Origin of the sequence: Sphingobium fluminis (assembly GCF_037723805.1) — a bacterium.
In the GTDB taxonomy this organism is placed as follows: Bacteria; Pseudomonadota; Alphaproteobacteria; order Sphingomonadales; family Sphingomonadaceae; genus Sphingobium.
In genome coordinates this window covers 608599-624834 of the sequence record NZ_JBBJUK010000001.1, presented here as the reverse complement: position 1 = coordinate 624834, position 16236 = coordinate 608599, and the positions used below count along the sequence as shown (strand labels likewise).

General features: G+C 63.7%; 12 protein-coding genes. 6 read left to right on the top strand and 6 right to left on the bottom strand.

The features are described 5' to 3' along the window. Nucleotides 1-68: 68 nt before the first annotated feature. Together WG907_RS03060 and WG907_RS03055 are read left to right on the top strand one after the other, a co-directional pair. Nucleotides 69-2222 carry a TonB-dependent receptor gene (locus tag WG907_RS03060; RefSeq protein WP_340231116.1) on the top strand — a complete coding sequence of 718 codons (2154 nt, stop codon included), beginning with the start codon at nucleotides 69-71 and terminating at the stop codon, nucleotides 2220-2222. Between the two features lie 88 nt (nucleotides 2223-2310). Further along, nucleotides 2311-3636 (top strand): PepSY-associated transmembrane domain-containing protein, encoded by a 1326-nt coding sequence (locus WG907_RS03055; protein WP_340231814.1) that lies wholly within the window; start codon nucleotides 2311-2313, stop codon nucleotides 3634-3636. A gap of 51 nt (nucleotides 3637-3687) precedes the next feature. On the opposite strand, the gene WG907_RS03050 is transcribed toward WG907_RS03055, so the two are convergent. From WG907_RS03050 to WG907_RS03035, 4 genes are all read right to left on the bottom strand, one after another. After that, nucleotides 3688-4467 (bottom strand): SDR family oxidoreductase, encoded by a 780-nt coding sequence (locus WG907_RS03050; protein ID WP_340231115.1) that lies wholly within the window; start codon nucleotides 4465-4467, stop codon nucleotides 3688-3690. 26 nt (nucleotides 4468-4493) lie between these two features. Further along, a complete protein-coding gene (car, locus tag WG907_RS03045; RefSeq protein WP_340231114.1) occupies nucleotides 4494-8051 on the bottom strand; it encodes a carboxylic acid reductase in 3558 nt (1185 codons plus the stop codon). 181 nt (nucleotides 8052-8232) lie between these two features. Beyond that, entirely contained in the window at nucleotides 8233-10596 is a 2364-nt protein-coding gene (locus tag WG907_RS03040; protein ID WP_340231113.1) for a TonB-dependent receptor, read from the bottom strand. A gap of 59 nt (nucleotides 10597-10655) precedes the next feature. Continuing rightward, entirely contained in the window at nucleotides 10656-11615 is a 960-nt protein-coding gene (locus WG907_RS03035; protein ID WP_340231112.1) for an AraC family transcriptional regulator, read from the bottom strand. A 266-nt stretch (nucleotides 11616-11881) separates the two neighbouring features. Here WG907_RS03035 and WG907_RS03030 point away from each other — a divergent pair, with 266 nt between their 5' ends. From WG907_RS03030 to WG907_RS03015, 4 genes are all read left to right on the top strand, one after another. Continuing rightward, nucleotides 11882-13021 carry an NADH:flavin oxidoreductase gene (locus WG907_RS03030; RefSeq protein WP_340231111.1) on the top strand — a complete coding sequence of 380 codons (1140 nt, stop codon included), beginning with the start codon at nucleotides 11882-11884 and terminating at the stop codon, nucleotides 13019-13021. Between the two features lie 93 nt (nucleotides 13022-13114). After that, nucleotides 13115-13771: a glutathione S-transferase family protein gene (locus WG907_RS03025; protein WP_340231110.1), complete on the top strand. Its 657-nt coding sequence runs from the start codon at nucleotides 13115-13117 to the stop codon at nucleotides 13769-13771. A 125-nt stretch (nucleotides 13772-13896) separates the two neighbouring features. Further along, the gene (locus tag WG907_RS03020) at nucleotides 13897-14571 is read left to right on the top strand and encodes a glutathione S-transferase family protein (RefSeq protein WP_340231109.1); all 675 of its coding nucleotides are present in this window, start codon (nucleotides 13897-13899) and stop codon (nucleotides 14569-14571) included. 1 nt (nucleotide 14572) lies between these two features. Beyond that, entirely contained in the window at nucleotides 14573-15208 is a 636-nt protein-coding gene (locus WG907_RS03015; RefSeq protein ID WP_340231108.1) for a hypothetical protein, read from the top strand. A gap of 71 nt (nucleotides 15209-15279) precedes the next feature. On the opposite strand, the gene ndk is transcribed toward WG907_RS03015, so the two are convergent. Together ndk and WG907_RS03005 are read right to left on the bottom strand one after the other, a co-directional pair. Then, nucleotides 15280-15702, bottom strand: a complete 423-nt coding sequence (ndk, locus tag WG907_RS03010; protein WP_340231106.1) for a nucleoside-diphosphate kinase — start codon at nucleotides 15700-15702, stop codon at nucleotides 15280-15282. Between the two features lie 87 nt (nucleotides 15703-15789). Further along, nucleotides 15790-16227 (bottom strand): DNA polymerase III subunit chi, encoded by a 438-nt coding sequence (locus WG907_RS03005; RefSeq protein ID WP_340231104.1) that lies wholly within the window; start codon nucleotides 16225-16227, stop codon nucleotides 15790-15792. Nucleotides 16228-16236: the final 9 nt, after the last annotated feature.

The window sequence follows — 16236 nt, the reverse complement described above, 5'->3', positions numbered from 1 at the left end:
TGCGCGCGCCGACCGTCGTTGGCGGCACGTCTCCACCCTAGTGTCGCGTGACGCCGGGAAGACATGCAATGGAATGGAAGACCATAGGATTTTTGCTGGCGACGGGGCTTGCCGCAACGACGACGCAACAGGCGCGCGCGGATAGCGCGGATAGCGCCGCCGAAAGTTCGACAGACATCATCGTTTCGGGGGTCCGGCCGGGTGCGCTGTTGCAAGAAACATCGACCGGATCGCGACTGGGACTGACCGCGCTCGAAATGCCGGCCAGCGTCACGCGGATCGACGGCGATTCGATCCGCGCGCGCGGCGATCTCGATATTCTATCGGCCGTTGTCCGCGCGCCGGGCGTCACATCCTCGGCGAATCCCGGCAATGGCGGCACAGCTCTGGCGCTTCGCGGCTTTTCGGGTCAAGGCTCGGTGCTTCAGCTCGTCGACGGGGTTCGGCTTTTCCCGGTCGCGGGCACGATCACCTTTCCGACCGATCCGTGGAATGTCGACCGGATCGAATTGTTGAGCGGCCCCGCATCGGTCCTGTATGGCCAAGGCGCGCTGGGCGGCGCGGTCAATATCATCACCCGGTCGCCCAATGCCGAACGCACGCAATTCGACGCCGAGGCCGGCTATGGATCGCAGAACAGCTGGCGCGCGGCGGCAGGGGTCGGCGGCCCGTTGAACGAGCAGTTTTCCTATCGGATCGACGCCAGCTATCGGGAATCGGACGGCTATGTCGATCGTGGCCATTCCAAAAGCCTCGCGCTTTCGGGCGCGCTGCGCTTCCGGCCGAATGAGAATTTCTCGCTCACCCTGCGCAACGATTATGGCAATCAGCGGCCGATGGAATATTTCGGCACGCCGCTGATCGACGGCAAGCTGGTGAAGGGCAACCAGCGGCGTAACTATAATGTCGCCGACGCGAGCCTGCACTATCGCGACAACCGGACTTCGCTGACGGCGGACTGGACGGTGGCGGAAGGCATCACCCTGTCCAATGCCGCCTACCGCCTGACGAGCAAGCGGTTGTTCAGGAATCTGGAAAGCTATTTCTACAATGGCGGCACCGGGCAGATCGACCGGATGGACAATTACGGCATCGTCCATGACCAGACCCAATATGGCGATCAGGCAACCGTGCGCATCAACAGACCGATCGCGGGCCTCAAAAATGATCTGGTCGTGGGATTCGACGCCAATCTGATCAAGCTGACCTATTCCAATGATTTCGGGTCGGACCCGCAGGAGGATATGGTCGATCCCTTCGCCTTCGATCCGGGCCTGTTCTTCGACACGCAGGGGATCGCGCCGCGCTATCGCACGCGGACGAACGAATATAGCATCTTCGCCGAAGACCGGCTGGCGCTGACCGACCAGCTTTCGCTGGTTGCGGGCATCCGGCACGAGCGCGACAAGGTGCAGCGCCGGAACATCGTCTATAATCCCGACGGCAGCACGAGCGAGGTCAACGCCTTCCCGCTGGGCGCGACGAACCGGAAGTTCCGCAACACGACATGGCGGATCGGCGGCGTTTATCAGCCAACATCGAATATCTCGCTCTATGGCCAATATTCGACCGGGGTCGATCCGCTCGGCACGCTGACGACCTTTACGACGAACAAGGCGCAGTTCGTCTTTACCAACGCCACCGGCGATCAGGTCGAAGCTGGGATCAAGGCGGTGTTCCTGGACGGACGAGGCAGCGCGACGCTGGCGGCATACCGCATAGTCAAGAAAAAGCTGGTGGCCCAACGCACCATGTCCAGCCCGATAGAGCAGATCGGCCAGCGTTCGGCCAAGGGCATCGAGGCGTCGCTGACGCTGCAACTGACCGACCGCCTGGGCTTTGACGCCAACGGCACGGTGCTGGATGCCGACTATGACGACTTCATCAGCGGCGGCACCAGCTACACCGGCAACACCCCGCCCAATGTCCCCGAAGTCTCGGCCAATCTGTCGCTCTACTGGACGCCGGTCGACCGGCTGCGCGCCACGGCGAGCCTGCGCTATGTCGGCCGGACCTTCTCGGACAATGCCAACGACTATCGCGTGCCGGGCTATGCGGTCGCCGATGCGGGGCTGACCTATGAACTGACCCCCAATCTGGGCGTAAACCTGCGGGTCTATAATCTGTTCGACAAGGATTATGCGACCACCACCTATAATGACGAGCAGTGGATTTTGGGCCGTCCGCGCTCCATCGACGTCTCGGTGACCGCGCATTTCTGATGCGCTTACCCGGTGGCGGCATCGCGGCAAGCGGTGGCTGTATCTGACCCATCGCTGGCTGGGCATCTCCACATGCCTGTTGCTGGCGATGTGGTTCCTGTCGGGCATCGTCATGATGTATGTGCCTTTCCCGTCGCTGACCAAGGCCGATCGGCTGGCGGGATTGGCACCGATCGACTGGAACCAGGTGCATGGGATCGTTCGGGCCGATGCCGCATTGCAGCAGGGGCCGAACGGTCCGGTTTGGCTCGGCAGCAGCGTTTCTTCGGCATCGACCGGCCTTGCCGTAGGTCCTGTCGATGCCCGCCGCGCCGGGGATATCGCCACTGCGTTCGGCAACGCGCCGGCTTCCGATATCGAACGCGTCCAGCGTGACCAATGGACGGTCGCGGGCAGCTTCGACCGCTATCGGCCATTGTGGAAGGTGACGCTCCACCGCCCCGACGGGCTGACCCTGTATGTCGCGTCGACCACCGGAACCGTGGTGCTCGACACCAACAGGACGGAACGGTTCTGGAACTGGGTCGGGTCCGTCCCGCACTGGATCTACCCCACGGTCCTGCGCCAGCACCAGCCGCTGTGGCGACAGGTCGTCCTTTGTACATCGGGCGCGGGCATCGTCGGCGCGGTCAGCGGCATGTGGATCGGCGTCCTGCGCATGCGGCTGCGCCGCCGCTACAAGGGCGGGCGCGTATCGCCCTATCGCGGCTGGCAATGGTGGCATCATCTCATGGGGCTGTTCGGCGGCACGATGCTGGTCCTGTGGATCGCCAGCGGCTGGCTGTCCGTCGATCCCAATCGCTGGTTCGCATCTAAGGGCCTCGGCGACGCCGGCCTTGCCGCCTATGCCGCGGCGGGCATGGCGCCCGTGATCGACTGGGCGCGCTTAAGCGCTACACAACAGGCGACCGGGGCGCGCCAGATGCGGATGATCTGGACCGATGGCACCCCCTTGCTGCTGCTGTCGCGACCGGGACTTCAGGAAGCCATCCTCGACGCACGGAACCTGAAGCCGGCGAAGTTAGACCCCCGCCGCCTGACACGGGCAGCGGAAAGACTTCTCCCCGGCGCGCGCATCGAAGCGGTGGACCGGCTCACCCGAACCGATTCCTATTGGTACGCAGCCAAGGGCGATGTCGAATTGCCCGTTTTACGCGTCCGCTTCGCCGACAGCGCGAAAAGCTGGGTCCATATCAGTCCGCGCACGGGCGCGGTGCTCGGCGATCTGGATGCGCGCCGCCGCCTCTATCGCTGGCTGTTCGACGGGCTGCATCGCTGGGATTTCGGACCCTTGCTGAACCGGCGGCCCTTGTGGGACATCTGGATGCTGGGCTGGCTCACGGCCGGCGTCGTCCTGTCCATCAGCGGCGTCGTGATCGGTGTCCGCAGGATGCGAAAGCGGCGGCGACGCTGAACCGCCTCCCTCTCGCACCAGCGGAATATGATCAAGCGGCCGTGTATCGCCTCAAACCCCGGTGGCGACCGGCGGACGGATCACCAGTTCCTGGATGTTGATGTCGATGGGCTGTTCCAGCACATAGGCGACCGCATTCGCCAGATGGACCGGATCGGACACGAGCCGATGGGCGCCCGCCCCATCCGGACCGATGCCCTGCTGAACAAAGCTCTGCTGCACGGTGGCGAGCTGTTCGGCCTGGAATCCGCGCGCCAGTTGGGTCGCAAAGCCGCCGGGAACGATGGTCGTCACCCGGATATCGTCCTGCTCGGTCTCACCGCGCAGGCTGGCGGTGATATTTTCTACCATCTTCTTGGTCGCGCCGTAGACGCCCGTTTCTTCCCAGCGCGCCGCGACCGAGCCGATGTTGATGATATGACCGGGTTTGCCGTGAGTCCGCATGACGGCGACGGCGGCCTGCGCGCCTTCCAGAACTGCCAGCACGTTGACGGAGAGCATTGCGGTCCAACGATCGACCGATCCCTGCATCACCGGCTCGGGGAACATGAGGCCGGCATTGTTGATCAGCGCGAACAGATGATCGCTCGTGCCGGCCGCCTCCGCCACCAGCGCCGCGAGCGGTCCGCGCTCGGCAAGGTCTATGGCCCGGGTCTGCGGCGGCGGCCCGCCTGCGTCGACCACCATGCTGGCGGTCACGTTCAATTCCGCCTGCGACCGGCCGGTCAGCCACAGGTCCGCCACCGCACTGCCGAGGCGAATGGCGATGGCGCGCCCAAGGCCGCTGGATGCGCCGGTGATGATGATGGTCTTGCCGGTAAATTGGGTCATAATGCTGTTCCTTGGGGTTGGCAGGTTCATGCCATTTCGGTGGCGGCAAGCGCGGTCGGGGCGGGAACCAGATCGAGGCTTTGCATGTCCCACAGATATTTGTGGATGAAGGCTTCGTCGATATGCGGCACCTGTGGCCCGGCGGGCAGGCGACGAACCGCCTCCACGAACTGCCGTGAATCCGGGTGTGAAGGCGTCGGGTCGCCGGGTTCGGCAAAGCCGCTGGTGATGGCAATGGACGATAACTGGCGCTGCTGTTCGGGAAGCGTCCGTAACCGGTCCTCGAACTCGGTCATCCACTCGGCATAGTCGGCGATGCGACGAACGGGATAGCCCGCGCTCTCCACCCAGTCGATGATGGTGTCGAGCGACACGCCGTCATCATGCATGTTGACGATATTATAGGTGCGGAACGCGCCCATCGGTTCCGTGCCCAGTTGCTGCATCACGTCGGCGATGAAATCGACCGGCAGCCCGTCATAATGGGCGCGAACCCCGTCCGGCGCAGAGCGATAGAAAGAGGCAGGCGCGATGCCCGTCGCGATGACGCTGAAGAGCATCCGGGTGAACATGTCGGGGACGTTGATCTGCCCGGCATAATGGCGGTGCGCCAAAATCATGTCGGCGCGAAAGACATTGACCGGCAAGCCATAATGGTCGTGCGCCTCGCGCAGCAGCACCTCGCCCGCCCATTTGCTCGCGCCATAGCCGACCGCATAGCCATCGCTCAGCGCGCAAGCGGGGCCTCCGACGCGCACGTCCATGTCTTCGGCCTCACGCAGCGCCGGGTGCATCGATGGCACGGCGGTCGACGATGTATAGTCGAAGCTCTTTTTACGCCCCGTCAGTGCGAGACGGATGAGTTCCGCCGTGCCGACGACATTGGGCTCGAACAGATTTTCATAGGAAAGCCGGTGGTTAACCAGCGCGGCGGGGTGAACGATGTGATCGACGGACCGCGCGAGACGATCGAATGTTTCGGCGGGCAAGCCGAGCCGTGGCGCCGACAGATCGCCGGTCAGCACCTCCAGATGGCGATCGGCGAGACGCTGGAAATGCGCCGCCAGCTGCGGGTCGGGACCACCTAAAGCCTCGATCAGGCGTTCGCGGGCCGCATCCGCATCGCGCGCGCGGATAAGGCATGTGAGCCGGCCGCCCTTCTCCGCCAGTCGCTCCAGCCAGGTCAGGCACAGGAAGCGGCCAAGGAAGCCGGTAGCGCCTGTGAGCAGGACATGGCGCTTGTCGTCGGCAGGCGGCGCGGCCTGTTCGGCCAACTCAAAAGTCGCCGCATCGAGAAAACGGTCCAGCGTCAGATCGGACGCCGTGATCACGGTCGCGCCAGCGCCATGGACACTGGCGAAGGTCGGCCCGCTACCGTCGCCGGCGCGAGCCCGTTCCACGAAGTCGGCGAGCCGCTGCGCGCTGCCCGCCGGGTGCAGGATGACGCTCACCGGCACGGCGACCTCGAACATTTCCTCCAGCAGCGCCGCCAGCGACACCGCCCCCAGCGAATCGCCGCCCAGATCGGCGAAACACTGGTCGGACGCCGGGTCGACGGAGGCGAGGCCGAGATTGGCCTTGAAGGCGCCAGCGACGCGCTCGACCGTGGAGAGCGCAGCCCCTTCCCGTCGCAACATGGCGAGTTCGGCATGCTGCTGGCGATCCATATCCTGATACAGCGCCTCCAGCCGCTCGCCATAACGGCGGTAGAGATTGGGGCGCAGTGGCTTGCGGACGCTGGAAAGCAGCCCGTTTTCCAGGGCGAAGGCTTCGGTTTCGACCAAAATGTCGCGCGGGATTTCGAAGCTTTTAAGGCCGGCCGCCCGCGCGGTCGCCTGAAGCTCCGCCAGCAGCACGACCCTGACTTCAGCGCTATCCTGCGGCGAGAGGCCATGGCGATCGCGCAGGATGTCGAGGTCGGGCACGACCACGGCAAGCAGAAACGAGCGATAGGAACTGCCATAGACATAGATTTGCCGGATCAGCGCGCTGCCGCTCGTAAAGGCTGCCTCCAGCCCGCCGATCGCGACATATTCGCCCTGCGACAGCTTGATCACATTGTTGCGCCGATCGATCCACACGACATGGTCGGGGCCGCGTTCCTCGACGATGTCGCCGGTCCGCTGATAGCCGTCGGCGTCGAGGATCGCGGCGCTCTCCGCCGGGCGCTTGAAATAGCCGGGGATCGCCATTCTGGATTTGATGAGCAGTTCGCCGCGCGGATAGGGACGGTCCGTGGTCCGGTAACCCAGTTCGGGCACATCCAGCAGGCGGTAATCCTCGATGATGTTGCGCAGGATGCGATTGCCCGACGTAATACCGCCACCGGCCTCCGTCGTGCCATAGCCTTCCACGAAGGCGATATCGAAACAGCTGCGGATGAAGGCGCGCACTTCCGGCGCGGTGGGTGAGCTGCCGACGCCACCCGCCACCAGCCGGTCGCCGAGGAAATTTTTGGCCATGGCCGAGCGAACACTAGCGTCGGCGGCGTCCGGTTCCTCGCCGGCGGCGATCAGGCGTTGCAGTTCCGACTGATAATGCTGGTAGACCATCTCGCAGACGCGCGGGATGAACAGCAGGAAGGTCGGTCGCGCTATCCGCAGGTCCTCGAACAGGCTCGTCATGTCGCTTCTGAGCGTGAAATGGACCGTGCCGCCCTGCGCCAGGGTGGAGGCGACCATGTTTCGGCCCATGAAATGATTGAGCGGCGCATAGGCCAGCGTCACTATGGGCTGCATCCGGGCGATGCCGTTCCAATATTGATTGGCGATCCGCTCCGGGATCATCGCTCCCTTGGGCGTACCGGTGCTGCCGGAGGTGTACATGATCAGCGACAGCGCCTCGACGCCCTCGGGCGCGGACGGTAGCGGGGTCCAGTCATGCCGCGATCCGCGCGCGACCAGCTCTGCAAAGCTGACCAGTGTCACGCCGCTTCCCGAAAGGCGCGCCAGCGCCGCGTCGATCCGCTCGCGGTCGTCATCCACCTGCATGTCGGCATCGATGACGACCAGGCTGGCGATGGTCGGCTGACCGAGCGCGCGGTCGACGGCAAGCTCAAGATGATCCATGCTGGCGACCAGGCATCGCGGCGCGGTGTCGGACAATATGTCGGCCATGTCCGCAGCGGCGATGTTCGCCTGCAATGGCACGATGACGGCTTGGGCATAGGCGCAGGCGAGATCGATCGTAGCATATTCCGCGCCCGTAAAGCCGATGAACGCGACGAAATCGCCCGGCTTCACGCCAAGCTCCTCCTCGTGACGCCAGGCGCTGGCGATCGCTTCGACCTGCCGCCCGAGCGCCCCGTAGGTGATCGTCGCGAAGGACGGCCGATGATGACGAACCTGCCGCCCCGCTCCGTCGCGCCTTATGTCATAGGCGCGGCTGCCGAATGCTTCGCGATCGGCATAGCCGTCCAGCGTCGCCCGGACGATCTGGGCCAGGGACGCGCCCGGCGTCTTGATCGCCGCGGTCACGGCATCATCGGGAATGAGCCTTGCGATCTGCGGATCATGGGCCGACAGGTCCATCAACCGGCGGTAAGCACGCTCGAAGGCCTGGACCATATCGGGTTCGTCATGCATCGCTGTAACCTCTCCGGCATAGGGAATGTTGCCGGCCGCCTTTTGACGGTTCCGGCAAATGATATGGTGGCATCTTATATCGGTGGTAAGCCAACGTCACCGGACGGATCGTGCGAAAGCCTTCGCTTATCGTCCGTCCGCCGGCGCGCATCGCTGCGGCCGGCGAAGCGATATTCCTGGGTCAGCGCCCGCCCAGCCTGTCCAGTTGCACGCTAAGGCGCAGAATCAGTTCGCGCCCCCTGCTCACATAGGCCACGGTATCCGCGCCAAAGCCCGCCGCCGTGCCGGTGCCCGCACCCGTCAGCGGATTGTCCGCCGACCGCTGGAAATAATAGACGTTGGTGAGGTTGCGGCCGATCAGGGCAAATTCGACGCCTGACGACAGCGTCACCTTCGCCGACGCGTCCAGCATCCAATATCCCCGCTGGAAGCTGGCCGGCTTGTTGGTGGCATCGGTGAAATAGCCCGAACTATGGTTGGCGTCGACCGACATGTCGAACTGGTTCCCGCCGGCATCGGTGGCCGAATAGCTCGCGCCCAGGCTCTGGCCCCATTTCGGCGCGCGCGGCAGAACCGCGCCCGACAGGCTTTGCGCCCGGTAAACGCCACCTACCAGATTGAGGTCGCACCCGAGCCCAATCGTCTGGCCCGCATAGCAGGGAGCATTGGTGTAATCGGAGTAGCGCGCCTTGTTGAAGGACGCCCCGCCATGGAGCGACAATCCCTCCATCGGGGTTTTCCAGTTCAAATCGCCTTCGATCCCCTTGGTCCGGGATGAAGCCGCGTTCGTCACGACCTGGGTGACGCCGATCAGGGACGTGACCTGCTGACCCGAAATCTTGTAATTATAGACGGACAGATTGCCGGTCAGCATGCCGCCAAGCAATTTGGCCTTGATGCCGCCCTCGAACCCCTTGACCGTCTGCTGGTCATAGGAACGGTCGAGCCCCTGATTGCCGTTGCCGGCATTGAAGCCACCCGACAGGAAGCCCTGCTTGTACGACGCGAAAATCGTCATCCTGCCGCTTGGCCGGTAGCTGATCGTGGCTTCCGGCGAGGTGTTCGTCCATTTTTTCCTCGGGACGACCGTGCCGCCGGGCAGGGTCGGATCGAACGGCGTTCCATTCAACAATGTCGGTTCATAGCGTTTGCGTTCGTAGGAATAGCGGGCGCCGCCCGAAATTTCGATCGTGTCGATGGGCTTCACGCTCACGCTGCCGAATAGCGAATAGGCCGTCCCTTTCTGGGTCGTGTGATAGGGTGTGGAGATATAGGTCGGCGTGATCGCGTTGAGCGCCGTCGCCGAGTCATAATCAAGCCTGGCATTCTGATAATAGCCGCCGACCATGAAATTGAACGCGCCATCGAAATCGCTCGACAGCCGCGCCTCTTGCGACAGTTCGCGGATGGTCAATTCGCCTGCCGACGCCAGAATGCGGGCTGGCACCGTGAAATCGGTCGCATTGAAATTCTCGTTATAGACGAGGTGGTTGCGATAAAATCCCGATTGCAGGGCGAGCGAGAGACTGTCACTCAGCCGATACTGGATATCGAGACCCGCCAGATATTGCTGCTGCCGCAAATCGGGATCGGGCTTCAACCGGGGATTGAGCGTCTGGAAATTCGCGCCGAGGCCGGACCGCACCACCCGGTCGTCGGCCGTGCAATCATCGGGGCCGCCCAGTTGCGGCGCGCCGAGCGGACAAGCCACCCGCTGCGTATTTTCCGCGAGCCCAGCGGTTCGAACCGAGCCGTAAGCGAATTTGAACCGCGCCGACAGCGCATCGGTCGGCGTCCATTTCAGCGTGACCCGGCCACCAAATTCGCGATCATGCGGCACGCTGCGATATTCGGGGCCGTAGAGGGCGGACGGCGTGGTGATGTTGGTTACCCAGCCATCGGTGCGCGACACATAAGCCGCGATGCGGATGCCAAGCGAGTCGGTGATCGGGCCGGAAACATAGCCCTCGCCGCGCAGTTCCTTGCCATAGGCCTCATAGCCCACCGACATGCGCGATTGCAGGGTGTCGGTCGGGTCGCCGGTGCGGATGACGACGATGCCGCCGGGACTGTTCTTGCCGAAATACAGCGCCTGTGGCCCTTTGAGCACCTCAACCTGCGCCATGTCGAATTCGCCCATCCGCCGCGGCGCGGCGCGGGCGACCTGAAGACCGTCGAGATTGAAAGCCACGGCCTGGTCGCCGAAGGGATTGGAATCGCCCGCGCTGATGCCCCGCAATGCAATCGCTCCGCCCTGGATAGAGCCGGAGGCGTTGCCGATGATGAGCTGCGGAACGGTGCGTGCGATGCCTTCGAGGCTGACGATCGATCGGCGGCTGAGCTCTTCCGATCCGATCGCCGCGATCGTGACCGGTGTGGAAATCAGGGTTTCGTCGCGCCGCCGCGCCGTGACGATGATGTCTTCGACAGATGGCGGGGCCAATGCCGGTCCAGCCGCGCTCTCCTGCGCCATGGTCGCCAACGGCGAAAAAAAGGCACAGGTCATCACCGCCGCGCAACCGCAGCGTAGCCGATAGGATAACATTTTCTCTCTCCCTGTTGGACAGCGCCTTGTCTGCGGCGCTGCATTCTAACGTCTTCGGGTCATTGCCGGGTCGTCACGGCCGCCTCGCTATTCTGCGTGAACAGGCTTGGCGAAACGCCGTGATAGGATGTGAAGGCCCGGGTGAAGGATGACGCGATCCGATAGCCTACCCGCCGCGAGACCTCTGCAATGGCGAAACGGTCGCTCTGCAGAAGTTGCGCGGCCCGCTTCATGCGGATCTGGTTGAGATAGGCCATCGGGGTCATCCCGACATCGGCCGCGAAAGCGCTGGCGAAACAGGACCGCGACAGTCCGACCTCGCGCGCCATGATCGCGACCGTCCACTCCCGTTCGGGCTGGGCATGGATCGCCAGCAGCGCGGATGCGAGCCGCCGCGCATGGGGCGCCCATACCGGCATTTCACGGCCGTCCCACAAGCTGCGATGCATGTCGCGGAGCGACCGGATCAGCATCAGGTTCGCAAAGTTTGCCATGACGCCACGCGCGCCTGGCCCTTCGCAATCGGCCCGGACCTGGCCCGCGTCGAATGCAAGAGCGCAATCGGAGCCGTTACCGCCCTCGCGCCCCATCCGCCATAAGCCGAGACCCGCGCGAATGGAGTAGGCGGCAGGCGATACATGCGCGAAGCTGAACACCGTGCTCAATATCGTCGCGTGCTTTTGCACAGCCCGTGCGCCTGCCGGAATGCGAAGCTGCTCGATACCGTCTTCCCCGGCATTCTCCTCCCCCAGCGACAGCAACGCGGGGACCGCATCGGTGCCAAGGCTCAGACGATGATGATCGCCGTAAAAACAGGTCCCCGTTTCGCCCGGCCCCAGATTCAGATTCTGGTCGCCACCGACCAGGCCGATCGCTACCGTGCCGTCGAGAACGACATGCAGCACGGCACGGCCGTTGCTGACGATGTCGACCGAATGTCCATCGGCGATTTCGATGAGATATGTCGTGCTGTCCAGCACGCGAAGATCGCGCAGCAATATTTCGCTCAGGCCAGTCATGCCTTCATCCTCCACCCGATGAGCGACGTTCAAACATGATGCACGTCGGTGCCGGCATGCTCTCTGCGGAACGATTTGCCGACTTAGTGAGCTTGCATATCATGTTTTTCGTAAGGGGTATAACCCGCTTAGTCCGAAAGCCTTCGCAATTCGTCTTTGCCGCCAAGTTCGGCTGGATAAACGCGTCATCCGAGCGCAGCGCTCGCATCGAAGGCCCCATGCGTCTGTTAAAGCCGCGGCCGATGAAAAAAGCAGAGAGGCGCGCGATGACCGGCATCAAATCCGACGACAGAAAAAGTCTCTTCGAGCCGTTCCGGCAGCAGTCGCTTTCCTTGAGCAACCGGATCGCCATGGCGCCGATGACGCGCACCTTTTCCCCCGGCGGTGTTCCGGGTGCGGATGTCGCGGCTTATTATCGGCGGCGAGCCGAAGGCGGTGTGGGACTGATCATTACCGAGGGCGCATGGGTGCCTCATGCCGGCGCTTCTAACGAGGAAAATGCGCCCCGTTTCTATGGCGAGGATGCATTGGCCGGCTGGGCCGGAGTCGTTCGCGAGGTGCATGCCGCCGGTGGCCGGATCGTGCCGCAGCTATGGCATGTAGGCCTGACGCATCGTCCTAAAGCGCCGGGCGTGTACGACGATATCAGGGAGGATTTTTCCGGCCGGGTAAGCCCTTCGGGTTATGTCGCGGTCGGCGACAAGATCGCCGAAGGCATGGCCGAGCGCGATGTCGGGGCGGTGATCGCGGCCTATGCGACGGCAGCCGCGACCGCCAAGCGGCTTGGCTTTGACGGCGTGGAAATTCATGGCGCGCACGGCTATATGGTCGATCAGTTCCTCTGGCGGGAAACCAACAGGAGGACGGATCGCTGGGGTGGCGATATAGCCGGGCGAGTCCGTTTCGCCGTGGAACTGGTCCGTGCCTGCCGGGCAGCGGTGGGGCCGGACTTCGCCATCATCCTGCGCTTCTCGCAATGGAAATTGCAGGATTATGCCGCCCGGCTGGCCCAATCGCCGCAGGAACTGGCAGAATTTCTGCTGCCGCTCAGCGATGCGGGCGTTGATATTTTCCACGCGTCACAGCGGCGCTTCTGGGAACCGGAATTTGCAGACAGCGATCTCAATCTGGCCGGCTGGGCAAAGAAGATCACCGGCAAACCGTCCATCACCGTGGGATCGATCGGGCTCGACCAGGCGCTTTTGGAAACATCGGTCGACCCGGGCGTCGCGACCGACGTCGCCCATCTCGACCGCCTCTTTGAAATGCACGCGCGCGGTGATTTCGATCTCGTCGCCATCGGCCGCGCCCTGATCTGCGAACCGGACTGGCCGGCGAAGGTGCGAGAGGGTCGATATGATCAGCTGCGTCCCTTCGACGCCACCCGACTGACCCAACTTGTCTGACGCGCCCGATCCGTTGCGCAAGTCGAGCGCCCTTTCCGCTGATGGTGCGCCAGGACCGCGCCTCACTACCGGCCCAATGACACAGGTTTGCCCATGCTGACGCTATATCATGCCGCGACCACCCGCTCCTTTCGCATCCGCTGGCTGCTCGACGAACTGGCCGTGCCTTATGAAATGAAGGTGCTGGACTTCTACAATGACGATCGCGACCAGCCGGCGTTTCGCGCGGTCAGCCCGATGGGATCGCTGCCGGTCATCACCGACGGTGATTTCGCACTGATCGAATCGGGCGCGATCATCGACTATATCCTCGATCATTATGGCGAGGGTCGCCTCGGCTTTCCGCCCGGATCGCAGGAGGCCGCGCTGGTCGATCAGTGGATGTGGTGGTCGGAATCGCTGTTCGCGGTATATCAGCGCATCTACTGGGATCATTGCGCGCCATTTCCCGCCGGGCTCGAACACCCCGTGCCCCAGATCGGCATCGACGCGAAGGCGGTCGCGCTGCGCTATGCCGATATGCTGGAAGGGCATCTGGGCGAAGATGGGTTCGTGATGGGCGCGGGCTTGAGCGCCGCCGATTTCATGCTGTGCTTTCCCCTTTATCTCGCCTGGCTGGAACAATGGTTCTTGGGGCATCCCAAGATCAACGCCTATGTCGAACGACTGCTCGCGCGCCCGGCTTTTGCCAACGCCATCGTCGATACCAACGAGATCGTGGCGCAGTTCGAGGCATTGAAACAACAATAGCACGCCGCGCCCCAGGTCGCCGTCATCGCTTCAGACTCCAACGGCGGGACGGCTCGAATTTTTTTCGATCGGGCCCGATGGCTGCGCGCTCGACTTGTGCGCCCCGCCCCGGCTAAGACACGCGTATGATGAAGCTGTTCATTGGCAATAAGGCCTATTCGAGCTGGTCGCTGCGCGGCTGGCTGGCGTGCAAGCTGTCGGGCCTGCCGTTCGAGGAGGTGGTCGTACCCCTCTATGACGAAGCGTGGGAAAAGCGGCGCGAGGGCGATGAGTTCGCCCCTTCGTCCGGCAAGGTGCCGATCCTGTGGGACGGCGACGACATCGTCGTGTGGGACAGCCTCGCCATCGTCGAATATCTCAACGAAAAAACGGGCGGCGACACATTCTGGCCCGCCGATCCCGCCGCGCGCGCCATGGCGCGATCGATGGCCGCCGAAATGCATTCAAGCTTCGCCGCGCTGCGCCGCGAGCACAGCATGAACATTCGCCAGATCTATCCGCCATCGCCGCCGTCCGAAGCCGTCGCCCAGGATCTCGCCCGGCTCATGCAGCTTTGGGCGCAGGCGCGCGCCTGTCACGGCGGCGACGGCGATTTCCTGTTCGGGCAATTCGGCGCGGCGGACGTGATGTTCGCGCCCGTGGTCACCCGCCTCATCACCTATCAACTCCCCGTCCCCCGCTTCGCCCAGGGCTATATGGGGGCGGTCATCGCCCATCCCTGGATGCAGGAATGGATCGGCGGTGCGCAGGCGGAAGATTGGGTGATCGACCGCTTCGAAGCACCGCCGCAGCCGAACTGACATGAGCGATCTCGCCCCGGAATCGAAGGAAAGTCGGGCACAGGAAGCCGCAGCGATCCGTCGCCGCTGGATCACGCTTGGCGAGGTGCTGGCGGTGATCGCGGTGCTGATCTCGGCCATCACCCTCTACCTCAACTGGGCCGACAGGCGCGACGAGCGGACCGTGGAAGCGACGCGGAGCCGCGAGAAATCGGCCCGCGCCGCAACCTTGTTGCTGAATGCGGCGACGGCGAGCGACGATCGCCTGACGCTGAAACCGGCGGGCCCGGATCAGATCGTTCAAAGCCAGTCCATCCGCTTTCCGACAGCGCTCGGGATTGCTCCGGTTGACACGACGGGCGATCCCCGGATCGAGGGGGAATGGTTTTCCGAGGCCCTGAAAAAGGCTCGCGAAAAGGCGAAGCTGCCCGACGACAGCGTCGGCGACGAACGGCTGCCGGTCGCCATTGCGACCCGCTTCATCGTCGATGGCGATGCCCATGAAGAGGTGGCGCTCTACGACGTCGGCTATGGCATAACCGGGCGGCTGCTCGGCGGGCACCATCTGACGCTGCGCGGCCTGTCCCGGGTAAGCGCGATCAAAGCGGCCGATGCCCAGGCCGCACTCGACGCCCGGTGGGGCAAGCTGACGCGATAACGGTCCCGCAAACAAAAAACCCGGCCACTCGATGGAGAGCGCCGGGTCTTTTGTCAGCGAAAATGCCAGCGTCAGCCCACGATTTCTTCCGGCTTGAAGAAAAAGGCGATCTCGGTCGCTGCATTTTCCTCGCTGTCCGAACCATGGACCGAATTGGCCTCGATCGATTCGGCATAATCCTTGCGGATCGTGCCTTCATCGGCATTGGCGGGGTTGGTCGCGCCCATGACGTCGCGGTTGCGCTTTACCGCGTCCTCGCCTTCCAGCACCTGCACGACCACCGGGCCGGAGATCATGAAAGCGACCAGATCGGCGAAGAAGGGGCGTTCCTTGTGGACGCCATAAAAGCCCTCGGCCTGCTCGCGGCTCATGCGGATGCGCTTGGATGCGACGACGCGCAGACCAGCATCTTCCAGCTTCTTGGTGACCGCGCCCGTCAGGTTGCGACGGGTCGCATCGGGCTTGATGATCGAAAAGGTGCGAGTGGCGGCCATAAGCCTTTAAAACTCCGGACTGTGGGATTGAATGGCGCGCCCTTTAGACTGCGCTCTCCCTCGCTGCAAGTGCGTTGATCCAAGCCTTCAGGGGCCTTGGACCCACTTGCGTCCCTCTTGCCGCCAGAAGCGCGGGTCGACCTCGTCACGCTTCGACAGCGTCCGCCAGTTCGACCGGGCGCCTTCGATCGTTTCGGCATCGAAGAAATAGAAAGCGCGGTCGAAGCCGAACGCCTCGTCGCGCCAGACACCGTCCGCCAGCGCGACATGGCGCGCCCCGTTGGCGGCGACGCAGGTCGCGGACAGCAGGATGGGTTGCCCATCCTCCCGCCCGTCGCCTGCCGTCCCGTGCGCCAGAAAGCTTTCGGGCGGTCCGTTCCACAGGCCTTCTGAAATGCGCGCCAGCCGCTCGGGCTCGTCCGCGACCACCAGCAGCCGCTCGCCCATCCCCAGGATACGCGCCGCGATCGCGGGCAGCACCTGATCGACGGGATCGCGGCTGAGCTGGTAGAAATCGACTTGCACGGCGTTCCC